17 protein-coding genes and 2 pseudogenes are annotated in these 25211 nt (G+C 38.5%); 14 read left to right on the plus strand and 5 right to left on the minus strand.

Going from position 1 to position 25211, the window contains the following annotated elements; genetic code table 11:
- Positions 1-372 precede the first annotated feature (372 nt).
- Together ACDX78_RS21920 and ACDX78_RS21925 are read left to right on the plus strand one after the other, a co-directional pair.
- The gene (locus tag ACDX78_RS21920; protein ID WP_486030795.1) at positions 373-1146 is read left to right on the plus strand and encodes an SDR family oxidoreductase; all 774 of its coding nucleotides are present in this window, start codon (positions 373-375) and stop codon (positions 1144-1146) included.
- A gap of 545 nt (positions 1147-1691) precedes the next feature.
- Positions 1692-1938: pseudogene (locus tag ACDX78_RS21925) on the plus strand (IS3 family transposase); the annotation flags it as partial.
- A 447-nt stretch (positions 1939-2385) separates the two neighbouring features.
- Here ACDX78_RS21925 and ACDX78_RS21930 read toward each other — a convergent pair.
- The 4 genes from ACDX78_RS21930 to ACDX78_RS21945 all read right to left on the minus strand — a co-directional run bounded on the left by ACDX78_RS21930 (position 2386) and on the right by ACDX78_RS21945 (position 5576).
- Complete coding sequence (locus ACDX78_RS21930; RefSeq protein WP_486030797.1) at positions 2386-2727, minus strand: cupin domain-containing protein; 342 nt, start codon at positions 2725-2727, stop codon at positions 2386-2388.
- Between the two features lie 11 nt (positions 2728-2738).
- Complete coding sequence (locus tag ACDX78_RS21935) at positions 2739-4022, minus strand: TRAP transporter large permease (protein WP_486030799.1); 1284 nt, start codon at positions 4020-4022, stop codon at positions 2739-2741.
- Complete coding sequence (locus ACDX78_RS21940; RefSeq protein WP_486030800.1) at positions 4019-4489, minus strand: TRAP transporter small permease; 471 nt, start codon at positions 4487-4489, stop codon at positions 4019-4021. The genes ACDX78_RS21935 and ACDX78_RS21940 overlap by 4 nt, the downstream gene beginning before the upstream one ends.
- Before the next feature lie 73 nt (positions 4490-4562).
- Positions 4563-5576: a DctP family TRAP transporter solute-binding subunit gene (locus ACDX78_RS21945; RefSeq protein WP_486030802.1), complete on the minus strand. Its 1014-nt coding sequence runs from the start codon at positions 5574-5576 to the stop codon at positions 4563-4565.
- A 292-nt stretch (positions 5577-5868) separates the two neighbouring features.
- Between ACDX78_RS21945 and ACDX78_RS21950 the strand changes: the two genes are divergently transcribed.
- The 3 genes from ACDX78_RS21950 (at position 5869) to ACDX78_RS21960 (ending at position 9613) form a co-directional block, all read left to right on the plus strand.
- Complete coding sequence (locus ACDX78_RS21950) at positions 5869-7014, plus strand: aminotransferase class I/II-fold pyridoxal phosphate-dependent enzyme (protein WP_486030803.1); 1146 nt, start codon at positions 5869-5871, stop codon at positions 7012-7014.
- A gap of 303 nt (positions 7015-7317) precedes the next feature.
- The gene (locus ACDX78_RS21955; RefSeq protein WP_486030805.1) at positions 7318-7983 is read left to right on the plus strand and encodes a GntR family transcriptional regulator; all 666 of its coding nucleotides are present in this window, start codon (positions 7318-7320) and stop codon (positions 7981-7983) included.
- Between the two features lie 16 nt (positions 7984-7999).
- Positions 8000-9613 carry a M20/M25/M40 family metallo-hydrolase gene (locus tag ACDX78_RS21960; protein WP_486030807.1) on the plus strand — a complete coding sequence of 538 codons (1614 nt, stop codon included), beginning with the start codon at positions 8000-8002 and terminating at the stop codon, positions 9611-9613.
- Positions 9614-10089: 476 nt separating this feature from the next.
- Here the strand turns inward: ACDX78_RS21960 and ACDX78_RS21965 are convergent, their stop codons facing one another.
- Complete coding sequence (locus tag ACDX78_RS21965) at positions 10090-11487, minus strand: sigma-54 interaction domain-containing protein (protein WP_486030809.1); 1398 nt, start codon at positions 11485-11487, stop codon at positions 10090-10092.
- A gap of 207 nt (positions 11488-11694) precedes the next feature.
- Between ACDX78_RS21965 and pruA the strand changes: the two genes are divergently transcribed.
- The 9 genes and pseudogenes from pruA to ACDX78_RS22010 all read left to right on the plus strand — a co-directional run bounded on the left by pruA (position 11695) and on the right by ACDX78_RS22010 (position 24916).
- Positions 11695-13242, plus strand: coding sequence for an L-glutamate gamma-semialdehyde dehydrogenase (gene pruA, locus ACDX78_RS21970; protein ID WP_486030811.1), 1548 nt, complete (start codon positions 11695-11697; stop codon positions 13240-13242).
- A gap of 72 nt (positions 13243-13314) precedes the next feature.
- Positions 13315-14511: an ornithine--oxo-acid transaminase gene (locus tag ACDX78_RS21975; protein WP_486030813.1), complete on the plus strand. Its 1197-nt coding sequence runs from the start codon at positions 13315-13317 to the stop codon at positions 14509-14511.
- Between the two features lie 535 nt (positions 14512-15046).
- Positions 15047-15539 (plus strand): annotated as a pseudogene (locus ACDX78_RS21980) (TasA family protein).
- A gap of 259 nt (positions 15540-15798) precedes the next feature.
- Entirely contained in the window at positions 15799-18315 is a 2517-nt protein-coding gene (locus ACDX78_RS21985; RefSeq protein WP_486030814.1) for an FIMAH domain-containing protein, read from the plus strand.
- A 327-nt stretch (positions 18316-18642) separates the two neighbouring features.
- Entirely contained in the window at positions 18643-19590 is a 948-nt protein-coding gene (locus ACDX78_RS21990; protein ID WP_486030816.1) for a D-2-hydroxyacid dehydrogenase, read from the plus strand.
- A 20-nt stretch (positions 19591-19610) separates the two neighbouring features.
- A complete protein-coding gene (locus tag ACDX78_RS21995) occupies positions 19611-21272 on the plus strand; it encodes a M20/M25/M40 family metallo-hydrolase (protein WP_486030818.1) in 1662 nt (553 codons plus the stop codon).
- Between the two features lie 17 nt (positions 21273-21289).
- Positions 21290-21982, plus strand: a complete 693-nt coding sequence (locus tag ACDX78_RS22000) for a FadR/GntR family transcriptional regulator (RefSeq protein WP_486030819.1) — start codon at positions 21290-21292, stop codon at positions 21980-21982.
- 106 nt (positions 21983-22088) lie between these two features.
- The gene (locus ACDX78_RS22005) at positions 22089-23468 is read left to right on the plus strand and encodes an aminotransferase family protein (RefSeq protein WP_486030821.1); all 1380 of its coding nucleotides are present in this window, start codon (positions 22089-22091) and stop codon (positions 23466-23468) included.
- A gap of 20 nt (positions 23469-23488) precedes the next feature.
- Positions 23489-24916 carry an NAD-dependent succinate-semialdehyde dehydrogenase gene (locus tag ACDX78_RS22010; protein WP_486030822.1) on the plus strand — a complete coding sequence of 476 codons (1428 nt, stop codon included), beginning with the start codon at positions 23489-23491 and terminating at the stop codon, positions 24914-24916.
- The last annotated feature ends 295 nt before the right edge of the window (positions 24917-25211 follow it).

A 25211-nucleotide genomic window follows, 5' to 3' on the forward strand; every position in this document is an offset into this window, starting at 1 on the left:
TAGTCTAATTGTAAATAAATCCCAAATGGATGGAGCCACCTTTGATTGGGTATTTACTTTTTTGGCTCTAATCCAGAAAGTGATAAAAACAGAAAATTAAATCAATATTTATGCAACGCTAGTGATTGGAAATAAAAGTTTTACATTAAAACATGTGCTGACAAATGATGATACCGGGGAAAAGGTGGCAGAATCATCCCGGGGTGGTAGTCTGTTTTGATTATCATGAGCAACATTCAATTGCCATTCCGGAAAAATTAAATTTAAGACTTGGAAATTACTTGATGGACAAGCAGTATACTTGAGGAATAGATGGAAATAACCGAATGGAAGAAGAGAGATTTATTATACTTGTAAAGGAATGAATAGCTGATGAAGGTAAAAGAGTTATTTGGTCTGGAGGGAAAAGTGGCGCTTATTACCGGCGGTGGACGGGGCCTGGGAGCTCAAATGGCAGAAGTTTATGCAGAAATGGGATGTGATCTTGCCCTCTGTTCAAGAAAAAAAGCGAACTGTGACCAAACTGCTGAAGCGCTTTTGAATAGGTACGGTATAAAGGCAAAAGGCTACGAGCTGAATGTGAGCAGTGAAAAAGAAGTGGAAAACACTGTGAATAAGGTGTTGGGAGACTTTGGCCAAATAGATATCCTGGTAAATAACAGTGGAGCCACATGGGGTGCCCCGGTGGAAGAAATGCCACTAGAGGCATGGAATAAAGTAATGAATGTAAATGTAACCGGAACATTTCTGCTGAGCAAAACAGTCGGAAAACATATGATTCATCGACATTATGGAAAAATCATTAATGTTGCATCGGCAGCTGGACTCAAGGTAAGACCGCCGGAAGTCACTAACACGATAGGCTACACCACAAGTAAGGCTGCAGTCATCCATTTCACTAAAGATTTAGCGATGAAATGGGCCAGACATAATATTTATGTAAATGCAATTGCTCCAGGCATGTTTCGAACGAAAATGACTAAAGGAACCCTTACTGAAAAGGAAGATAGTGTGCTGGGAACCATCCCGCTAAAGAAAATTGGAGATGAAAACATGTTAAAAGGCGCAGCATTGTATTTAGCATCTCCGGCAAGTGACTTTGTAACGGGTACTGTTCTAAGTGTTGATGGAGGAAGTACCCTATAGTTCCAGGAGACTGGTTGAACACCCGGAAAATGAAATTTATAAGTATATTACAAGAATGGGATTGAATAAAAGGAGGAATGTATGGATCAACATCCCGTGATATATGGGAGGGTAAGCGACCATAAGGAGTGTGGAGAATGAAGCATGATCATACCAAGTAAGCACCAAATGTTCACAATTTGGCTGTTAGGATGGATACAACCTCATTAGAATATTCTGTATTTCGGGTTGTGAAGTATTAGCTCCATTACATCCCAATATGGATGATTATGAAATTCTAAGAAAACAAGAGCATTTTGAAGAAATTTTAATTATATAGAGGGAGGGCTTGGTTTGAATAAGAAATTGGAAAAGGTCAGAGAGAGTTTTGAAACAAGTCCCTTTTTTCTGTTGTCATTGCCGCCCGCTATATACCATCTGCAGACGGGTAAGGGCGTTGGCATTGACCTCTTCCTCAGCGGTAAGCGGCCTAGGGCCATGGCCACTGAGCAGGACTTCAGCCTGAGCAGCGACCTAAATCCACCTGCTTTAGCAGGAGGTCGATTAAGAACAAACTTATCGATCAGGCATTAGAACATTCGGCATTGAGTGGTAAAGGAACGTCGTATGAACGCTGTTGCAGAATCCACATTCAAGACAATTAAAACTGAGTATGTTCGTGGTGCGTTTTTTACTAGCCAACACGAACTTGACCTTGAACTTTTTGATTATATTCACTGGTTCAATAATGTTAGAATTCATGGCTCTTTAGATTATTTAACACCGACTGAATACAAGTTAGTAAACCTTTAAATATTTGTCCGATTTAGTGTTGACATACCAAATAGATGAACGACTAAAGGATAGGGTTCTCAAATATAACTGAGTGTGTTTTTGACTTACACACTTTATTTGACAAACCCGACAACCCCAATTACATTCAAAAAACCGTCTAACTTTGCTAACTACATAATTAGACGGTCTCTGACTACATTACCGTATCCGCTATACTTGATTTTTATTATATTTAATCACCCTTAGCCATCGACCTCTACATATATTCATCAGCATTTTTCTTCCTATAGTAAGACATAGCCACCTTATTAAAAGTAACGTACATTAGTTCAGCGATAAGTCTAGGGAATTCTGCTTTTAATAAATCAAAAGGCTATATATTTAAGAAATGAACTATTCACTGATGGTACATTTTACTGGCTGTAATCAGGGATTAAATAATAGACATAATAAGAACTCTTATCCTTAACTCCATACTATTGCAATTATTTTAAGTGGTATCTTTCCTGTGTTTTTCAACCCGTGTCCCTGTCCTTGTGTAATCAGACAAAGGTCCCCGCTCCGGACAGGCTTCTCTTCCTTACCATCATCAAGAAAAATCCCTTCTCCTTTTATTATATAATAAGCTTCTGCGTCTGTTTCATGAAGATGATACCCAATGGATCCACCGACAGGCAACGTTACTTCCGCAAACATGTCCAAACCTTCTACGCAGTCTTCTTTTGTTAACTTCCTGTTAATATCAACAGATCCACGGCCTCCATGTAAACCCTCAAGCGTCTCTCCTGATTGTGAAATTTTAATCATACAATCATCCTTTAGTTAACAAGATTTGGCAAGAAAGTAGATAATCCTGGCACAAATATAATTAATAGAACAACTACTGCCACAATCGCCAATACATGTAAAATGTATGGGAGTGTATCCTCAATTCCCATGTTTCTATCCGTAATGCTGGCACCGGCTATCGCTGATAATCCTACTGGTGGCGTAATGTTAGCAAGCGCAAAATTCATAATTAATACCATACCGAAATGAATCGGGTCGATACCATATTGCATTGCTATTGGCATGAATATAGGACTTAACAAAATAATCAACGACGTTACTTCTGTAAGCATTCCAAGAATTAATAAAATAACAGATACCAGTAAAAGAAATTGCAATGGTGTACTGGCAAACTGCAAGAAGAAATCCGAAATCATTGCCGGAATTTGATTTGCAGTCAAGACATACGTAAATGCATTTGCAGCGGAAATAATAATTAAAATGGTTGCAGAAGTCATTGCAGAAGAGACCATAATGTCTTTAAAGGTTTTAAATGTTAATTCTCTATAAAACATAGATAGAATAAAACCATACACAACAGCAATTACTGCTGCTTCTGTAGCCGTTGCAAATCCACTGAAAATACTACCCAAGATAAAAATTGGTGTTAACAACGGGAAAAATGCCCGAATGCTAGTTTTCAAAAATTCTTTTCCCTTTACAGGCTCAGTCTTTTTTGCACCAAAGCCTTTTTTTCTTGACATGAAAGCTACGTACATACACATTGCTGATATTAAAACTATTCCCGGTATTACACCTGCAATAAATAAATCCCCAATGGAAATGTTTGCTGTTATACCTAGTATAACCATTGTGATACTAGGAGGAATAATCAGCCCTAATACGCCAGCTGGCCCAATAATACTCGCAATGAAAGAATTACTATATTTCTCTTTCTTCAACTGCGGAACCAGAACAGAACCAACGGCATATGTTGTCGCAACGGTCGAGCCTGAAACAGCCCCAAACAACCCACTTGTCACCACCGTTGTCATGCCCAATCCACCTGTCAAACGTCCAACAAAGGCATTGGCAAATTCCATCAACCTTCTCGTCAATCCACCTTTACCCATAATATTTCCTGCTAAAATAAATAGTGGCAACGCCAGATAAGAGAAATTATTGACGCCTGCAAACATCCTTTGCACCATAACTTCGAGTGAAACATCACCAAATATAAGCATGGCTGCACTAACAATACCAAGAATAAATGCTATAGGCATCCCTAAAAATAAAAGACCAAAAAAGATTCCCAAAATCACAATCATTATCATACTGCCGTCTCCTCCTCTGCTGGAGTGCTAAACATACTAGTCATAATAAAGTAGATTGAAAACAGACCAGAGAGCGGAATCGGCAAATAAAACAAGCCCATCGGCATCTGCAATGTAGATGATGTGGTTGACATCGCACCCATGGTTAATGAAAAACCGTAAATTACTATGATTCCAAAGAAAATAATCATTAAAACATTAACCGTAAAATAAATGACTTTCTGGCTCTTCTCTTTTGCTCTTTTAACAAAAAAGTTAACTGCTAAGTGCATTTTTTCATGAATTGCCAGGCTTGAACCTAAAAAGGTGAGCCAAACAATCAATAAGCGGGCTAATTCTTCCCCACCCGGAAATGAAAACTGAATTAACCTTGAAATTACTTGCACAAAAACGATGACCGTTAAACCAGTTATGACAATGATACATAAATATGTTAAAATTTTGGCAATAATATCCTTAAATTTCATGGGTTCATCTTCCCCTTTATTTCCATGTTACGCATTAGGACGAGAAGGAGAACGCTCTCCCTCCCGCTTAGGGTTACCAGCCAGAGGACTCGCGGTAAATATCCATGAGCTCCTCACCAAATACTTCTTCTTCCCATTCTTCATATACTGGCAACATTGCTTCACGGAATGCGTCGGTATTCACATTATCATTAATCTCCATTCCATTATCTTCCAATGTTTGTAAATACTCATCTTCCTGGGCGTCATTTCTTTCTGTTACTTCTTCTTGTATACGGTCCGTTTCCGCTAGTATAATTTCCTGATCCTCTTCTGATATTTGATCCCAAGTATCCGTTTCAACTACCAGCATAATTGTATTATAAAAATGTCCAGTTAGTGATAAATAGTCTTGTACCTCATAAAATCTTGGTGCTACTGTGTTGGCTAACGGATTTTCCTGGGCATCCAGCGCACCTTGTTGCAGTGCCCCATAAACTTCACTAAATGCCATTACTGTCGGCAGTGCACCTAATTGTTCAAAAGCATCTACACGCAAAGCTGTTTCAGCAACTCGAATATTCAATCCTTCCACATCTTCCGGTTCAACAATTGGTCCTTCGTTATTCGTAATATGACGGAAGCCCCATTCTAAATAACCAATCTGGGTCATCCCTTGTTCAGCCATAATATCGGCTAAAGCATCACCAAATTCTCCCTGATATGCAGCACGTGCATCCTCAATGTCATTCCACATATATGGCAAATCTTCAATAGCCATTCGCATATCCAATGACTGCATGGAACCTATCATAATTGCCGCAGATTCCATCGAACCTAGCTGCACTTGCTCCAGCATTTCAGTTTCTGAGCCAAGCTGACTATCCGGATAAATATCAAAAGCAACACGGCCGTCTGTTTGTTGTTCAACTTCTGTCGCCATTTCCTCAATCAAATCAGAGGCTGGCGTACCTTCCGACAAAGCATGTCCCAATTGCAAGGTGACAGAATTATCATCACCATTATCGCCAGATTCTCCACTTCCACAAGCTGCTAAAATTCCGATTAATAGACCGGTGATTAAGCTGAACGTTAATTTTTTGTACATTTTTTACCCCCCCTTTGATTTGGTAACGATAAGCTAAATTTTCTAACTTGTAATCGTATACAGTATACTACAACAGATAAAAATAAATGTCAACGATAATCAAAAGACAAGGAAAAAAAGGAATTGTCAATCAATTATCTTCCATTAAACCCTTGATATGTACGCATTTATTTGAAATCATCTTAAAAATGTCATTTTACAATTCAGCTGATATGCCTTATGATTATTTTATGAGTATACTGTATACGGAAAACAATGGTGTTTTCCGAAGGTCAGGAAAGGGGCTCTATTGATGCTTAATAAAATAAATCCAAAAGTAAAAGATATTTCGGTACCTGGTCTCCGCGTGTTTGCCAATAAAGTGAAGCAATATAAGGACGGTATTAATTTCACCATTGGGCAACCGGATTTTGCAACACCGTATAATGTGAAGCAAGCTGGAATAAAGGCGATTGCGGATAATATGATCGGGTATTCACATAACGCAGGACTATTGCCACTGCGCGCGGCGGTATCCGCATTTTTTCATGATAAATATAATTTTCATTATGATTCAGAAAATGAAATTGTCATCACAAATGGGGCAAGTGAAGGTATTGATTCGATTTTAAGAACCATTTTGGAAAAAGGCGATGAAATTATTTTACCGACTCCCATTTATTCAGGTTACGAATCCATTATTCATTTAAATGGGGCAAAAATTATTACCATCGAAACAACAGATACGGGACTTGTTCTGGATCCGAGCCGTTTGGAGAACGCAATCACCGATAATACAAAAGCAATCATATTGAATTACCCGACAAATCCCACTGGTGTCACGATAGATCGGGAGCAAATGGGAAAAATCGTATCTATTCTGAAACAGCATGAAATATTTATTATATCAGATGAAATTTACAGTGAAAATACATTCAACGGCAAACATAGTTCTTTTGCCTCTTTTCCGGAAATAAGAGAGCAACTATTTTTAGTGCATGGTCTATCTAAATCCCATTCCATGACTGGCTGGCGAATTGGCTATGTGCTTGGAAGTAAAAACTTGATGGAACACGTATTAAAAGTACATCTGAATAATTCCATCTGCGCTTCTCTGCCAAGTCAATATGCTGCGATTGAGGCATTAACAAATTCACGTAATTTCCCGGGTCAAATGAATACAGTATATATAAAGCGAAGAAATTATGTTTATGGACGTTTAAAGGAAATGGGGCTGCAAATGCAGAAGCCTACTGGTGCTTTTTATATTTTTCCATCTATACTGTCAGCGGGATTAACATCGTGGGAATTTGCCACTAAACTATTGGAGGAAGAGCATGTAGCCGTCGTACCGGGGAGTGCGTTTAGATCTGGAGAAGGTTTTATTCGAATTTCCTACGCTAATTCCATGGAAAATTTACAGGAAGGTTTGGATAGAATGGAACGTTTTCTTCAGTAAATCAGGAAAGCTGACCTTTAGTGATATTTATGCAGCTAAAGGCCAACTCTGTTTCGCCTTGAGCTAGTCACTTTTTTACTGCCAATAGAGAACTCCCCCTTGCACATTGAAGTATGGGGAATTCCATTAATTTTTCAATCACTTTTTTGATTATTTCTATGGCTCAATCAAGGTCTACGTTTAATTGTTTAACAGGATAAACTCATCATAGCAATCCACATTACATGTAAGTGTTTACAAACTATACAACATACTTTATAATATCTGTATACAGTATACAGGTATCGGAGAAGGTGGATGGGAATGAAGAAAATTGTTCAAAGCGAAACGTTGGCAGATCAGGCTTATCGTACCATAAAAAAAGCCATTACAAATGGAGATTTAAAAGATAGAGAAACCTTGCCGGAAGAAAAATTGGCAAATAATTTAGGTATAAGCCGCACACCACTGCGGGATGCTTTGGGCCGCTTGGCGTCGGAAGGATTGATTATCCAGCAAAAAGGTGCTCCTGCAATTGTAGCAAGTTTTACAAAAGAAAATTCATTGGAATATATGGAACTTCGTAGCCTATTGGAAGTATATAATATTGAGAAAATTATCGCAAAAGTTAATGATACATTATTGAAGGACCTACGCACCAATTTGGAGCATCAATTAGCAGCTATTAACGACAATAAGTATAATGAGTTTATCGAATATGACCGGGAATTTCATTTGGTTTTAGCATCCTATAATCAGAATAGTGAGCTGAAAAAAATCATCCACCGGATGAACACGGGTGTTAACAGGGCGTTTATTATTTTGTCGAGTACAGTTCCAAAAAGTGCAAAAGAGGCATACAACGAGCACCTGGAAATTCTGAATGCACTAGAAAGACAGGATGTCATTCTGGCCAGAGATAAAATGATTATTCACATGCATAATGTCGAGAAACGCTTCTTGAGTTATTACGAGAATAAAGTTGAGTGACAGGGAGGAATATAACATGAAGTGGCAAAACAAACAGCAATTAGAGGATTTATTATGTGAGATTGTCAGCTGGAACAGTCGTACCGGGACAGATGGTGAAATCGCATTTTCTGCTAATATAAAAGATAAACTACTGGAATTGGACTATTTTCAAAAGCATCAAGACCATATTCAGTTTCATAATGCGGGAAAAGGCCGAAATGCAGTAACAGCATTATATAAAAAGGAAAATGTAAAAAAGACCGTCGTATTAATCAGTCATTTTGACACGGTGCATACAGAGGAATTCGGGGCACTTGGTAATTTGGCATTTTGGCCTCAGCATTTGACCAAACGATTTAAAGAAATGATTGATACTTTACCAGAAAGTGCACGAGCGGACGTGGCATCGGATGAATATTTATTCGGCCGCGGGACTATGGATATGAAGATGGGACTTGTGCTGCACATGCATTTGCTTGAACTTGCCAGCAAAGACGACTGGCCGATCAATTTAATTTTGCTCACTGTACCAGATGAGGAGGTTGGTTCGAGCGGAATGCTTGCAGCGGTTAATGGTCTTGTTGACATTCGCGAACAGTTTGACCTGGAATATTCCCTATTTTTAAACAGTGAGCCGAGCTTCTCTATGCACCCACAGGATGAGCAATATTATATTTATTCTGGAACCATCGGAAAAATCATGCCATCAGCCTTATTTTATGGACGGGAAACTCATGCCGGCGAGCCGCTAAACGGTATGAACGCACATTACATGGCAAGCTTTTTAACGAAAAAGATGGAGTATAATTCAGAATTTGTGGAAGAAGTGTACGGAGAACGCACACCGCTTCCAATTACATTGAAAAATTATGATTTAAAATCTGATTATTCCACGCAAACGTCCAATCATGTCGCTGCTTTGTTTAATGTATTTTTAATGAAGCAAAATGCAACAGACATTATGACTACTTTTCGCAAAGTAGCACTTGATGCCATGTCGGAATGTCAAAGCGAGTATGAGGCAATCTGCGAACGGGAAAATATTGAACTGAATTTTAAATTAAAAGTTCTGGATTACCAAGAGCTATTTTCTTATGCCCAAAATAAGTTGGGGAAGGAAAAGGTTGAGGAGATTAAACAGAAAGCAATTTCCCGGACAGATTTAGATGAACGGGAAGTTTCGTTTGAAATTTGTGATCAGATGATGGCGCAATGCCAGGAGCTTGCTCCAGCGACAATATTATTCTATGCACCGCCATATTATCCAGCAATTAATTCGACAGAAGATCCACTTGTGCAGGAAACAATCGACATGACTAAGCAAGTACTACAGGATGAATTTGGCGTGACAGCAAAACAAGTGCATTTTTTTAATGGAATCTCTGATTTGAGCTATGTGAACTATGATAAACATGATGATGACTGGAAAGCATATCAAAATAACACTCCAGTGTGGAACTATTTGTATACAATCCCATTTGAACAAATGCAGATATTGCAGGCACCAGTTTTGAATATTGGGCCTTTTGGAAAAGATGCACATAAATTAACGGAAAGGTTGCATAAAACTAGTGCTTTTGTGCAAACGCCATTTATTCTTAAAAAAGTATTGGAAAGTATGTTTGAAAAATCGTATATGGTTAAATAGAGTTGTAAAAAGTAAAGAGAAGCAGCACACTCCTTCAATGTATAAAATACTAAGACGAAGTCCATTATATCCTATGGATTTCGTTTTTATTTTGGGAGAATATTTCAAGGTGAAATGTGGGTCTATTGTATTTTTTGCTATTTTCCTCTCAAACCATAATTTTTCCATTTCACCATAAGGAGCAAGAAACAAAAATGTTAGAAAATGAACAATAAGTTATCATTAACAATTCTACTATTGACGAAGCCCATTTTAATGCAAATAGTGAAATTGGTTTCAAACAGAAGAGTAACAAGAGGAATATAGTCCCCCTATTTGGGGCAAAACTTAAGCATTATATTAAGAAAAACGAATGAAACGAAGTTTGTGCTGATTTTCTTCTTCCATCTAAAAATATTCTTTCTGGTAATTTTTTAATTATCCAGAAGGGTAAAATTTCCCATAATCCCGTATGTTCAAAACGTTTTCCCAAGTCGTCAATTCCTCTTCATTTCAAATTTCTTTAAGCGATATTGTAAGCTTTGTCTGCTAATGCCAAGATTTTTTGCAGCTTGTGAAATATTATTATAGTTTTCTGCCAATACCTGTTTGATATAAAGTTTTTCGATTTCCTCCATTTTTTGTTGAAGTGTTTTTGTTTTTGCGTTGTCTGAAGATAAATGTTCAGGTGACTGGCTATCGTACTGATATTTCTTACGGAATCTAACAGGGAGATGGTGTGTATGCATGACATATTCATCCATCATTAAATTCATTGCTCCTTCTATCGTATGCTCTAATTCTCGAACATTGCCGGGCCAATCATGTTGATTTAGAATGAATGTTGCCTGTTTATCTATTTCTTTTACATGTAATTGAAAAAGTTTATTGTATTTTTGAATAAAATGCTGGGCTAATAACCAAAGGTCTCCTTCTCGTTTGCGGAGTGGAGGAATGAATAGCGTAACTACGCTTAAACGGTAGTATAGGTCTTTTCTGAGACGATTATTTTCAATAGCTTCAATTGGATCTTCATTCATTGTAGCAATAATACGAACATCCACCTTCTTGTCTTTCGTATCGCCAATTCGCCGGATTGTTTTTTCCTGGATAACACGTAATAGTTTTGCTTGTAGGCTAATATCCAGGGAGTTAATCTCATCCAACATCAATGTTCCCCCATCTGCTTGTTCAAATAGACCCGGTTTATCTATTGCTCCAGTAAAAGCTCCTTTTTTTGTACCGAAAAGGATACTATCCATTAAGCTATCGGGAATCGCAGCACAGTTTTGGGCAATAAACGGGGAACTGGAACGAATACTGCCATTATGAATGCTTTGCGCAAATAATTCTTTACCAGTACCTGTTTCACCAAGGATAAGAACCGAAGATGGTGTTCTTGTTGCTCGTTTCGCTTCTTCAATGACCTCTTTTATTGCTTCGCTATTTCCAATAATTTGATCAAAAGTGAAATTTGTATTTGACTTCCGTAGTACGTTTTCTTTAATTACATGTTCTAGTTGTGTGACATCTTTTGCAAGCTCAACAGCAGCGATAATTTCTCCCTCTTCTATAATGGGAAAAGTGTCGTTAATGGTTGTAATCTCTTGTCCGCGGTTATTAAAATACGCTTGCCGAACATGTTTGGTGACTTTTCCTGTATTTAAAGCCTGGACCAAGGTGCTATGCTGGTTATCATTAAATGAAAATACATCCAACAAATTTTTATCCAGTACGTCCGCACTTTCCATTTCTTCGATTTCCATCATTTTTTTATTATACACAATGGATTTTCCTTCTTGATTAATAACATGAATACCAACTTCAACTTCATCAAGCAGTGTTTTATATATTTGATCCATATGGTTGAACATTTGCTCATAGTTTTCAGCCATGGTGATACTCCTTTATGCTTATATACTTCTATTTTAATACAAAATTAGAATGGGTGCAAAATAAATTTGCGCTATTTCTTATATTAAATTACATATATGCAAAAAATATTTGCATAGGGTTGATAAGAATGTGTTCATACAACGGCTTTGGGTATTGGCATGGAATTTGCATATAGATTGGTGGAATATATTATAGGAGGGAATTTAATGCTTACAACGTATAAACATGAGCCTTTTACAGATTTTACTGTAGAGGAAAATCGTAAAGCAATGGAAAACGCTCTAAATAAAATAGAGGGTAAATTAGGGAGCTATCACGATCTTCTTGTTGGCGGCGAAAAAATTTCAACAGAGAAAAAAATTGTATCGGTTAATCCGGCAAATAAAGAAGAAGTAATTGGGACGGTATCCAAAGCAAATAAGGAAATTGTCGAAAAAGCAGTTCAAGCCGCTGATCAAGCGTTTCAAACATGGGGATATACCGATCCTGAAGAACGTGCAAATATTTTAATGAGAGCAGCTAATATCGTTCGACGCAGAAAACATGAATTTTCTGCATTGCTTATTAAAGAAGCAGGGAAGCCATGGAAAGAAGCGGATGCTGATACTGCAGAAGGTATTGACTTTATGGAGTATTATGCACGACAAATGATTGAATTGAAAAATGGAAAACAAATTCATTCCAAATCTGGTGAATTAAATCGCTATATATATACGCCAACTGGCGTAGCTGTAACTATTCCACCATGGAATTTTGCATTTGCGATTATGGTTGGAACAACAGTTGCTCCGCTTGTAACAGGAAATACCGTTTTACTAAAACCGGCTAGTGCAACTCCAGTTGTTGCAGCGAAATTTGTGGAAGTTCTGCAGGAAGCAGGATTCCCTAAAGGCGTTATTAACTTTGTTCCAGGGAGTGGTGTAGAAGTTGGTGATTATCTTGTTGATCATCCAAAAACATCATTAATCACATTTACTGGTTCACGTGAAGTTGGTACGAGATTGTATGAGCGTGCTGCTGTTGTCCAACGGGAACAAAACCACCTGAAACGCGTAATTGTTGAAATGGGCGGAAAGGATACAGTTGTTGTAGATAAGGATGCAGATATAGATGTTGCGGTTGATGCGATTGTTACTTCTGCATTTGGATTCTCTGGACAAAAATGTTCTGCCGGCTCACGAGCAGTTGTACATGAAGATGTATATGATGAAGTATTGGATAAAGTGATTATGCGTACGAATGAATTAACACTAGATGAGCCAAAAACAAAAGATGTTTACATGGGGCCTGTTATTGATCAGGCTGCATACCAAAAAATTATGGAATATATTGAAATTGGTAAACAGGAAGGTCGGCTTGTTGCTGGTGGAAAAGGAGATAACTCCAAAGGCTTCTTCATCAAACCAACAGTAATTGCGGATGTAGATATAGAAGCAAGAATAATGCAAGAGGAAATTTTCGGCCCAGTGGTTGCTTTTGCAAAAGCAAAAGACTTTGACCGTGCATTGGAGATGGCTAATAACTCGGAATATGGATTAACGGGGGCAGTCATTACGAATAACCGTGCACATATTGAAAAAGCAACGATGGGATTCCACGTTGGCAACCTTTATTTCAACCGTAATTGTACAGGTGCCATTGTTGGATATCAGCCATTTGGCGGCTTCAAAATGTCAGGAACCGATTCAAAAGCCGGGGGTCCGGATTATTTAGTATTGCATATGCAGGCGAAAACTATTTCTGAAACATATTAAATTGAGAAAAGGCTAAAAGAATCTATGGCAGGGGAAATCCCTGCCAATGATAAAAAATTAGGAGGTCAGAAAATGATAAACTTATCATCACAACAAGTTATTGAACAAACAGAGCAATATGGTGCGTATAACTATCATCCGCTGCCAATTGTAGTGGAAGAAGCTGATGGGGTTTGGGTAAGTGACCCTGAAGGCAATAAATATATGGACATGCTTAGCGCCTATTCTGCGGTGAATCAGGGGCATCGTCACCCGAAAATAATTGCTGCATTGGAAGATCAGGCAGGCAAGGTAACACTTACTTCACGTGCTTTCCATAACAAAGTTCTTGGTCCATGGACGAAAAAAGTTGCAGAATTAACCAGTAAAGATAAAGTATTGCCAATGAATACAGGAGTGGAGGCTGTAGAAACAGCAATAAAAGCAGCGCGCCGCTGGGCCTACCAAGTGAAGGGTGTGGAAGATAATAAAGCAGAGGTCATTGCTGCCAAAGGGAACTTCCATGGAAGAACATTAAATGCGATTTCTTTGTCCAATGACCCGGGTGCAACGAAGGACTACGGTCCATTTGTGCCGAATATTAACAAGGTGGAATTTGGCAATATTGAAGCGATACGGGAAGCAATTTCACCTAACACGGCGGCTGTCATCGTGGAACCAATTCAAGGTGAAGCAGGGATAATTATTCCGCCAGAAGGTTACTTAAAGGAAATTCGCCAAATTTGTGATGATAACAATGTATTATTCATTGCGGACGAAGTACAAACTGGCTTGGGACGGACAGGAAAAATGTTTGCTTGTGAATGGGAAGATGTTGATCCGGATATTTATGTTATGGGGAAAGCTCTAGGCGGTGGTGTGTTCCCGGTCTCTGCCATAGCCGCTGATAAGGATATCATGGATGTTTTCACTCCTGGTTCCCACGGTTCAACTTTTGGTGGGAATCCATTGGCATGCGCCGTTTCTTTGGCTGCTCTTGACGTCATCGAAGAGGAAAATTTGGTGCAAAAATCACTGGAAATGGGTGAGTACTTCGTAAAAGAATTACGCAAAATTGATAATCCTGAATTGAAGGAAATTCGTGCACGCGGCATGTTCATTGGTGTGGAATTTAATCATCCGGTTCGTGAGTATTGCGAAGAACTGAAAGAAGAGGGTGTATTGTGTAAAGAAACACATGAGAGCACCATCCGTTTTGCCCCTCCATTGGTTATCAGTAAAGAGGAAATAGACTGGGCAATTGAAAAAATTAATAAAGTCCTTTCATAATATTATAGAAGCATGAGGGAGTATGTTGCCCTCATGTTTATTTTTGTTGGAGGAAATGATAGTGATTCCAAAATTATACACAATGATTAAGTCCTTGGATCCAAAAAATACATAGTATTAGAAGGAGGCACAGCAGCTGGCTAAAACCAACCATTGTATCTCCTTTTTCATAAAAAATTACAGTCATCACCGAAAAGCTCTCCAATTAATTCACTACTTTTATTTGAGTAATATATCCCTAAATCTGTTATATTGATGTTTCTTTAATACTATTCTCTTTTAAAAAATATAGTCCTTTATCATTGTTTTGGGAAAAATCCAAATTATATGTGGATATTTTTTAATATATCTGTTAATGTCAATTTTAGTAGAAAGCATCAGAGAAAAATGACATTTTTTGACCCTAAAAAAATCATAAAAAGGCAGGTGTAAACATGTGAATCGGTTGGTGGACAAGAAAGAAGTATATCCCGATTAGATTTTTAGAATGTCGAAGGGAGAAATTACGAATGAACATTAAAAAAAGCAATTAAGTATGGGGATTATGTCGGTAGCTTTAGGAATATCATTAATTGGCGGTGGCACATCTATTTCAGTGACTCGGTAATAACAGAAAATACGTTTGCTGCAGGTACATTGGATCTGGCAGCGGAGCCGACGGAAATTATTAATGTGATAATATCAAACTGGGAGATTCCATGATTCGTACGTTTGAATTTCATAACAACGGATCACTTGATATGGAACGAGTCTACCAGGATACAAAGTATACCGTTGATGATGCAGAAGGAAATAATACCGAAGATTTCGGTGAACATATCGAGGTGGAATTTCTCTATAACGCGGACAAGCTGCATGAGGTTATATATCAAACTACACTTGCTGAACTACAGGATATGACACCGGAAGTAGTTGGAGAGCATGTATTTGATCCAATTCTTGGTGAAGGGTTACCAGTGGATGATTATGATGACTTAGTTGTTCAGTTTAATTTTTTGGATAATGGCGAAGATCAAAATCAATTCTAGGGAGATGCACTTAACCCCGAATGGACATTTACAGCAACACAAACAGATCGTGGAGAGCTGGAAGTATAGAGAGTACAAAGGTAATACCGGGTATGGCAGGAATTTTCTTTTCACTAACTGTGAGAAAACACATACACAAGTATCATCAATAGAAAAATTACAATTCTATCATGTGGAGGTATGTATGAAAGTTTCATTTAAATAGTGACCGGTTGAGGTCAGTATAAAAATATTATTGATAAGGGAGAGGAAGTCTTTGATGAAAAAAACATTTGCCACCTTTTTCATCGTGTTTATGTTGTTTGTAACCGTTTTCTCGATGAATTACAAAATGGTTCAGGCGCAAACACCCTATAACCCAGTTCCATACGAGGACATAGGATCCATACTGGAACAATATGAACAAGAAAGTGACCGCGTGTCGGTAGAAGTTATTGGACAATCTACGTTAGGTAACGACCTTTACGCTGTTGTTATTTCTGATCAACAAGACGAAGAAGGACTTGAGAAGTCTGAAATACTAAGGGAATTAATGATTGAAAATCCAAGAGAAGCGCTTGATTATGTTGACGAAAACCCCGATGTAAAAGTTCCATTTATGGTTAATGGATCTATACACGGCAACGAATATGTCGGGACAGATGCTGTATTAGATCTCATTGACCGATTTGCTTACGAAAATGATGAAACAACGGAAAATATTCTTGAAAATAACATTCTTGTTTTTAATGTTGTGAACAATCCGGATGGCCGCATTTTAGGGACGAGAGCGAATGCGGAAGGGTTTGATTTGAACCGGGAGCACGTGACTTTATCACAACCGGAATCAAATGCAAACGTCAATTTAATTTTAGATTGGCACCCTATGGTCTTTCTGGATTTACACGGATATATTATACGATCTACAGATACGCCAGGACTTCTCGGACCGGGGACTCCTCCATACAATGCAAATAATGAACCGGATATATATCTTGAATGGGGCATGGAGCTAAGCGAAGCGATGGAAGAAGAACTCGTTGCTAACAGGGATAATTACGAGACTGATATGTATAGAAATATGCAAGGAACCCATATTCCGGCTCGTGACCAGGAATTCGGATGGGATGGCTACCCGCCAATTTTCACACCAATGTATGCTCAAGCTCATGGTGCATACGGATATACACTAGAAGCACCAAATAACAGTTTGGATGGAGTCAGGTGGCACTATGATGCAACTATGGGGGCGCTTAAATACGCAACAGAAAATAAAGTTGAAATGCTTAAAGGGCAAATTGAAGTTTACAGGCGTGGTGTTGAGTTTGACAGTCCTCATCACGAACCTGGGTTTCTTCCAAAAGCATATGTAATTCCTGCAGACCAAGCGGACTCATCCATTACGGTGAGGGCAGTGAACCATCTCATCAAAAATGGTATTGAAGTCAAAGAAGCTGAAGAGTCGTTTACAGTTGACGAGAACCAATATGACGCGGGGACGTATATTGTGAAAATGAACCAAGCGAAGGCTGGTCTGGCTAATAACTTGCTTTCGGATGGGGAGGATATTAGCGATGAAGTAGATGGGATGTATGATATATCTGCTTGGAGTCTACCCGAATTATGGGATTTTGATGTAATCGCTACTAGTTCCTCTATTGATATCCCTGTAAAAGAGGTTCAAGAGTTAGATATTGAAGGGCAATTAATAGGTGATGGTCCTTATGAAATTACAAACAGTTCAGTTGGGGCTGTTAACCTGGTGAATCAGCTTATCCAAAACAATATCCCAGTTTATAAAGGAGATAATGGACATTTTTATGTAGAACAGAACGGTGGAGATGCATTGCAAAACGCAGTACAACAGTCTGGAATCACTTTAGAAACTGTGCGATTACCTGAAAACGCTAAAGTCCTGGAGGAAGTCAATGTTGCAATATTAGAAGATGGGGGTCAACATGGTGTTCGGACAGCGCTTAAACAACTCGGATTCCAAGTAACCGAAATCGCTCCTCAAGAAATAGCAGAAAACGGGTTAGATAACTATGATGTATTGGTTGCTAACGGTTCTGGGAACCATAACAGTGACACATATAAACAGAACATCCAAGAATTTATTTCTAACGGAGGTAAATATATTGCAATCGGTGCTAACGCTTCCAACGTAGCTGTACAGCTGGAATTAGCCGATACTACAGTAAATACTGGTGGTCGACACGATAACGGCATTGTCAGTGTTAATTATAAAGACACCACTTTAACTTCTGGGTATGATGAGGATGATGTAGGTTTTGTTTACAATCCAGTATGGTACACAGATATTGAAGATGATAGAGTTATAGCATCTTATGCAAACCAAAACTTTTTTAGAGCTGGCTTTTGGAAAAACCCTGAGACAGCACAAGGACAGCCAACTATAATTAAAGGACACAACAATGAAGTCACATTATTGGGGTTAGAAGCTGGATTTAGAGCCCATCCAGAATATCTATTTAGATTACTTTCGAATGCTATTTACCCTGGGGAAGCAACAATTCTAACAACTGTTTCCGGGACGAAAGCACGTGCTGAGCGTTTCATAGAGGAAGGGGAGTTCGAGAGCGATCAAGTTGCCCGTTCGATAACTATGCATTTGACCGCTGTGAGTCTTTACGAAGAAAATGGACAAGCGGAGAAAGTAGTTAGACACATGGAAAGCTTTAAAGTGTTGCTTGATCATCAGAAAGAGTTGATTTCAGAGAAGGCGTATAACATTCTTATGGCTGACGCTGATTCTTTAATTAAGAAATGGCAATAGAAGTTCAAGTATAACCTAAAAATATACCCCTTGTTGCAGGAAGATAAACTGCACAAGGGGTGTTGTGATTTTTTCATCAACTCATAAAAAAACAGTTAACTACTCCGCACGAGAACGGCACAAATCCTCCAGATCCACTGCTATTTTTAAGATAGAGGAGGAATTTAACCTTTATTTGTGATGGTTTATTCATATTCCTGAGTAATTTTACCCAAAAAAATATTCTTTCTTATTGTAATATCGAAATAATTCTGCTATTATACAAATAATACTGGTAGTACCAGTTGAACCAGATGACCTACAAGGAAAGGGGGGCGCTAAAACTTCATGATCATAACCAACATACCTGATTTCAGTCAGGAACAAATAGAAAAATTAATCAATATTTATGGTGGAAAGGTCGAGGTTATAGAAAACTTAAATGATGAAGATGCTTGTAATTGGGAAGAAGTTGAAATCCTGATTTCTTATGGTAATGATGTCAATGCTGCGTTTCTTGACAGATGTCCCAATTTGAAATGGGTTCAGGCTTTCCAATCGGGGGTGGAGCTTTTTCCAATTGAGGAACTGCAAAAAAGAAATATTGTGCTGACAAATATACTTGGAATTCATGGTATACCGATGTCGGAATATACAATCAGCATGATCCTGCACTTTACGAGGGACTTTCCTAAATATATGGAAAATCAAAGAAAGCATCTTTGGGACCGGGAAGAACTGGTTGGTGAAGCACATGGGAAAGTAGCAGGTATTTTCGGAGCTGGAACAATAGGTCAGGAAGTAGCTAAAAGACTTGATTTCCTGGGCATGAAAGTATACGGATTAAATACGAGTGGAGACATAAAGCCGCACTTCGAAAAAATGTTTACTCATGAAGAAAAAATAGATCTTTTACAACAATGTGACTATGTGATATTGATATTACCTTTAACTAAACAAACGGAGAACTTCATAGGGGAACAAGAATTGGCTGTAATGAAAAAGGATGCATGTTTGATTAATATCGGACGAGGTGCGCTGATAAATGAAAGCGAATTCATTTCGGCGATGAAATCAAAACAAATCAGAGGTGCGGCGCTGGATGTGTTTGTCGAAGATCCATTGCCTGAAGACAGCGCTTTGTGGGATCTTGAAAATGTGTTAATAACCCCACATGTCGCTGCTAAATCAGTTAAGTTTCTGGATAGGTGTATCGAAAAATTTAAAATCAATATAGTAAACTACTTCAATAATAAGCCATTAAACAACCAAATTGATTTAATAAGAGGATATTAAACGCAAAAAGGACGGGAAATATGAAGGATTCTAGCTTAACGACAGAGACGCATGAAACTTTTGTAGAAAATTTAACTGTTGAACTTATGGGCATTCCAAGTATCAATGGAACTGACGGCGAAGTGGAAATCATTCATCACCTTGAAGACAGATTGAAGAAGCTGGCATATTTTCAAAACAAGCCTGATCTTGTTTGGACACAGAAGTTTGAAAACGATTACTTAAATAGAAAAAATCTATTTGCCCTTGTGAAAGGTCAAAAAGAAGCATCGCAAAAAACAGTAATTTTACATGCCCATTGTGACACGGTGACGGTGGAAGATTTTGGAGCATTAGAGGAAGGCGCATATAACCCATCGAAGTTGATGAAAAGTTTAGATCAGTTGGATTTACCGGATGAAGTTAAAGAAGATTTGCATTCGGGAGATTGGTTATTCGGCCGGGGCAGTGTGGATATGAAAAGCGGTATTGCGGCTCATTTCTGGGTTTTAAAGTATTTATCTGAACGGGTTGAGGAATTTGCAGGGAATGTATTGTTCATGATTAATCCGATTGAAGAAACAACGCATGGCGGGGTGATAGAAGCGGTTCCCGAGCTGGAGCGAATACAGGAAGAATTGCATCTGCATTTTGTAAACGCTATTAATACAGACTTCACAGGCCCGCTATACCAAGGTGATAAAAGTAACTATTTCTATTTGGGATCTGTAGGAAAATTACTTCCAGCTTTCCTAATCAGAGGAAAAGAAACGCATGTTGGCCAGCCATTTGAAGGGTTGGATCCGAATCATATTGCCAGTGAATTGTTCAGGAATATTCAACTTAACCCAAATCTATCAGATTATCATGCAGGAGAATTAACACCTCCGCCAACAGCATTGAAAATGAGGGATTTAAAACCTACATACAACGTGCAAACACCAATAGAATCATTCCTTTATTTCAACTACTTTGTTCATGGGAATTCTCCAGACAAAGTGATGGATCAATTGCGATCTATTGCTGAGGCATCTTTTGAAAAAGTAGTATACGAAGCGAATAATGCTTATAGGAAGTACTGTAAGAAAAACAACATGGCATACACACCGCTTCCTTGGAAACCGAACGTCACTACCTTTTCGGAGTTATACGCGCAGGAATTACGCAGGCAAGGTCCAGAGTTGACTGAACGATTGCAGGAAATTCTTGAAACTTATGCAGGAAAAGAAGACCCGCGGGAGGTAACCCGCCGGATGGTACAGGAAGTGTTGAACAGCAGCAGTAGTAAAGATCCTGTCGTTGTAATATTCTTTTGTACACCGTATGTTCCGAGAAATTACGTAAAAGGAAAAAATGATAACGAGAAAAAGTTATTGGGGATTTTAAATGATATAACTTCTCAGGATGGCAACATCAAAATATTAAACTTTTTTCCTTTTCTATCGGACAGCAGTTATTTGGCACTAGATGATACGAAGGAAGAAATAGAACAGCTAATTGCTAATTTCCCAGGTATGGAGAAATTATATCCGGTACCTGTTGATAAAATCAGAAAACTGGATATTCCGGCTATTACAATGGGAGTCTACGGGAAAGACGCGCATAAATTTACGGAAAGAGTTTATAAGCCCTACTCATTTGAGAAATTGCCAATATTAATTCGAGATGTTGTTGTAAAGGTACTGGGTAATGAAAGTACATGAAGCAGGTGAACTAGAAAGTGAACAACTATTTGCACTCCGCAATTGTAAATTATGTTGAAGGAAATATTAAAAATCAGACACTGAAAGAAGGGGATAAAATTCCTTCCGAGCGAGAGTTGGCAGCTCAGTTTCAAGTAAGCAGAAATGTCATCCGTGAAGGAATCAATATTCTACGGGAGAAAGGCTTGATCGAAGTGCATCCCGGCAGAGGAGCATATGTAACGAAGCCGGATCCCTTAATGATTACTTCAACCATGGAGCGAATCCTTCAAAACTACGATACTACGATCGAGGATGTTTTGGAGGTTCGTGAAGAACTGGAACTGTCGATTATTGGAAAAGCAGTGAAAGCAGCTGAACCCAATCATATACGTAAGCTTTATTCACTTTATAATTTAATGGATAAACATCAAAATGACGTGAACCTTTTCATTAAATTTGATATTCAATTTCATGTAACCCTTGCCCGGGCAACAGATAATCAATTGTTTGTTATCCTCCTCAATTCCTTTGTTGAAATGACAGATCGCGTTTTATTCGCACTTACAAGAATGACACCGGAGACAATAGAACAAGCCCAGAGCCAGCATTTGAAAATAATTCAATCCATTGAAGAGAAAGATGAACATGAAGCGAAAGAAGTTATAATTGCACATATGCATGTGGTAAGAGATGACATCAAATTGTTGAGAGGGAAGAAGTTATTTTGATAACTACGTTAGGAAGAAACCTATAGATAATAAAGAATGTATCAAAACTTCATATTACAATTGAAGTAAAAGTGGTTTATAAGTACTAAGGAAAAGGAGAGATCAAATGGAAACAACACATAATAAAAAAGCAGAATTGGTAGAGTTAGATAAAAAACATTTTTTACACCCAACTTCATCCATACAAGCACAACAGCAAAACGGTGCTGGCTTGGTTTTTACAGAAGGTGAAGGTATTTATTTGAAAGACATGGACGGGGAAACTTATATTGATGGAATGTCCTCTCTATGGAATGTGAATATTGGACATGGCAGAAAGGAATTATCAAACGCTGCAAGCGAACAAATGAGCAAGCTTGCATTCAGCTCTACTTTTTCCGGTTTTTCCAATGAACCTGCCATTCGTCTTTCCAAAAAACTAGCCGATCTTGCTCCTGAAAGTTTAAATGTCAGCTTTTTTACTTCAGGGGGATCGGAAGCGAATGATTCCGCTATTAAGCTTATACGGCATTACTGGAAGGTAAAAGGCTATCCTGAGAGAAAGAAAGTTATCACCCGTAAACGAGGTTATCATGGGGTGTCTATGGGTTCTACCAGTGCCACAGGAATACCTGAATTCCATGCGATGACGACATCCCTGGCACCGGATTTTCTTTATGCACCTGCACCTTATATAGCAAAAGGACCTTTTACGAATGAAGATCTTATGGCATCTGCACAGGAAGTGCGTAATATGATTGAAGCGGAAGGACCTAACACCATCGCTGCTTTTATGGCAGAACCGATTCAAGGAGCAGGTGGGATTATTGTTCCACCCAAAGAATATTTCCAGGAGATCCGTAAAATTTGTGATGAATATGGTGTTATTTTCATTGCAGACGAAGTGATCACTGGTTTTGGAAGAACAGGTAAAATGTTTGGACTGGAAAATTGGAATGTTGTACCGGATGTCATGACTCTGGCAAAAGGGATTTCTAGCGGCTATGTCCCTTTGGGAGCAGTGATGATCAATGATCACATTCATGAAGAGCTTGTTAAATATTCGGAAGGTACCCTTTTCCATGGCTTTACCTACAGTGGTCATCCGGTTGGATGTGCCGTAGGACTTAAAAATATTGAACTGATCGAACAAGAAAAGCTCGTAGAAAACGCAGATGAAATGGGCAAAGAATTGACTAAAGGATTGAAAAGTCTGGAAGAAAAACATTGGTCTGTCGGCAGGGTACGAAATGTAGGCTTGTTAGGCGCATTTGAATTACTAGCAGATCCTGAAAAAAATATGCGTTTTGATGCATCACAGGGAATAGCGGGCAAGGTAGTTCAGGAATGCCTGAAAAGAAAATTGATCGTTCGCCCTGTAACCTATGAAGGTACAGATATTATCGCAATTGCTCCGCCTTTAACCATAACTAAAGAAGAAGTGGAAAAAATAATTACCATTTTTGATGAAGCAGTTAGCGCAGTTGAAGCAACACTTAACCAATAGCAGCAGAGGAGAGAGAACAATTGTACATTAACGGAAAATGGATCAAAACAGATAAAACACTGAAAGTAAAGAGTCCGGCAACGCATGAAATTGTTACTGAAGTTCCGCTGGGAGATGCATCCCATGTCCAGAAGGCAATTGATGCGGCAGATGAAAACTTTCCGGTATGGTCAAAATTGGTTGCACAGGAACGTTCGAATATTTTATTTTCCATAGCAGAAAAAATGACGGAGAAAAAGGAAGATTTAGCTTCTATGATCACAAGGGAAATGGGAAAACCGATTGGGGATTCTCTTGGTGAAGTCCAGCAATCTATCGATTATTTCAGGTGGTATAGTGAGGAAGCAAAGCGAGTTTATGGAGAAACGATTCCATCAAGCAGTATGGAAAAACGTATCATGGTAATAAAACAGCCAATTGGCGTAGTAGGTGCAATTACTCCATGGAATTTCCCAATCTCGATGCTTGCGAGAAAGCTTGGCCCGGCGCTTGCGGTAGGCTGTACCGTGGTGGTAAAACCTGCATCTCAGACACCGCAATGTGCCATCGAATTATTTAAGTTATTTGAGGAGGCCGGTGTGCCTGCTGGTGTATTGAACTTAGTTATAGCAAAAGCTTCGGTCGTGTCTGAAACGTTTATGAACAGTCCTAAGGTTAGAAAGATTACATTTACCGGTTCTACGCCTGTAGGGAAACGACTTATTGAAGGGTCAGCTAAAACGGTAAAAAGAGTTTCCATGGAACTGGGAGGACATGCCCCATTCATCGTTTTTGATGATGCGGATATTGAGGGTGCTATTGATGGTTTGTTGCGTACGAAATTCCGTTGCTCAGGACAAATGTGTACTTCAACAAACCGTATTTATGTGCAATCATCTATTGTAGATTCGTTTTCACAAAAACTGGCAAAACGAGTTTCCGGATTAAAGGCCGGGAATGGATTTGATGAAGATGCTACCGTTGGTCCGTTAGTTGATGAACAGGCAATCGAAAAAGTGGAGAGCCAAGTGAACGATGCAAAGAAAAAAGGTGCTAATGTGCTTGTCGGCGGGGAACGACTTATAGGTAGTGGATATGATAACGGCAATTTCTTCATGCCAACTGTTCTGAACGAGGTCAAGGAGGGGATGCAGATTTATACAGATGAAACATTTGGGCCAGTAGCACCGATTATCTCTTTCGAATCGGAGGAAGCCTTATTAGAAAAAGTAAATCACGAGCAATATGGATTGGCATCTTATGCTTATACCAATGATATGTCACGAATCATCCGTATTACAGAAGCAATGGAATACGGAATGATTGGGGTGAACGACCCATTGCCGTTTACCGTTCAGGCTCCATTTGGAGGAGTGAAAGAAAGTGGAATGGGAAGAGAAGGCGGGCACCATGGGCTGAATGATTATTTGGAAGAGAAGATGGTTTCAGTTAAGTTTAAAGTTAGGTGATTTGTTTATTATTGTTTTTCATTTTAAACATTTATTTTACAAATGATAAACACCCAGTTATTTCGTTTAATTTTATACTAAATGTATAAAAAATCCTAGAACATTATGCTAATAAGGATAATGAAACAGATATCGAAATATTGTTAATATATACATTAAACTATAATCAAGGTTAGCACCCAAAAACTAAGGTTTTTATTTTAATTTACAATCCCAATCCATAAAAAAAGTATTTTCTTTGGTTCAGAAGTCTATTTTTTATTTTGAAAAAGAAATCCCACCACTTTATACGGTG

It is taken from the genome of Virgibacillus oceani (assembly GCF_041521345.1).
Classification (GTDB): domain Bacteria; phylum Bacillota; class Bacilli; order Bacillales; family Amphibacillaceae; genus Virgibacillus_N; species Virgibacillus_N oceani_A.

What these genes read in the sequence shown, in the direction of transcription:
- ACDX78_RS21920 (WP_486030795.1), top strand. Translation starts at nt 373, where the DNA reads ATGAAGGTAAAAGAGTTATTTGGTCTGGAGGGAAAAGTGGCGCTTATT.
- ACDX78_RS21930 (WP_486030797.1), bottom strand. Translation starts at nt 2,727, where the DNA reads ATGATTAAAATTTCACAATCAGGAGAGACGCTTGAGGGTTTACATGGA.
- ACDX78_RS21935 (WP_486030799.1), bottom strand. Translation starts at nt 4,022, where the DNA reads ATGATAATGATTGTGATTTTGGGAATCTTTTTTGGTCTTTTATTTTTA.
- ACDX78_RS21940 (WP_486030800.1), bottom strand. Translation starts at nt 4,489, where the DNA reads ATGAAATTTAAGGATATTATTGCCAAAATTTTAACATATTTATGTATC.
- ACDX78_RS21945 (WP_486030802.1), bottom strand. Translation starts at nt 5,576, where the DNA reads ATGTACAAAAAATTAACGTTCAGCTTAATCACCGGTCTATTAATCGGA.
- ACDX78_RS21950 (WP_486030803.1), top strand. Translation starts at nt 5,869, where the DNA reads ATGCTTAATAAAATAAATCCAAAAGTAAAAGATATTTCGGTACCTGGT.
- ACDX78_RS21955 (WP_486030805.1), top strand. Translation starts at nt 7,318, where the DNA reads ATGAAGAAAATTGTTCAAAGCGAAACGTTGGCAGATCAGGCTTATCGT.
- ACDX78_RS21960 (WP_486030807.1), top strand. Translation starts at nt 8,000, where the DNA reads ATGAAGTGGCAAAACAAACAGCAATTAGAGGATTTATTATGTGAGATT.
- ACDX78_RS21965 (WP_486030809.1), bottom strand. Translation starts at nt 11,487, where the DNA reads ATGGCTGAAAACTATGAGCAAATGTTCAACCATATGGATCAAATATAT.
- pruA (WP_486030811.1), top strand. Translation starts at nt 11,695, where the DNA reads ATGCTTACAACGTATAAACATGAGCCTTTTACAGATTTTACTGTAGAG.
- ACDX78_RS21975 (WP_486030813.1), top strand. Translation starts at nt 13,315, where the DNA reads ATGATAAACTTATCATCACAACAAGTTATTGAACAAACAGAGCAATAT.
- ACDX78_RS21985 (WP_486030814.1), top strand. Translation starts at nt 15,799, where the DNA reads ATGAAAAAAACATTTGCCACCTTTTTCATCGTGTTTATGTTGTTTGTA.
- ACDX78_RS21990 (WP_486030816.1), top strand. Translation starts at nt 18,643, where the DNA reads ATGATCATAACCAACATACCTGATTTCAGTCAGGAACAAATAGAAAAA.
- ACDX78_RS21995 (WP_486030818.1), top strand. Translation starts at nt 19,611, where the DNA reads ATGAAGGATTCTAGCTTAACGACAGAGACGCATGAAACTTTTGTAGAA.
- ACDX78_RS22005 (WP_486030821.1), top strand. Translation starts at nt 22,089, where the DNA reads ATGGAAACAACACATAATAAAAAAGCAGAATTGGTAGAGTTAGATAAA.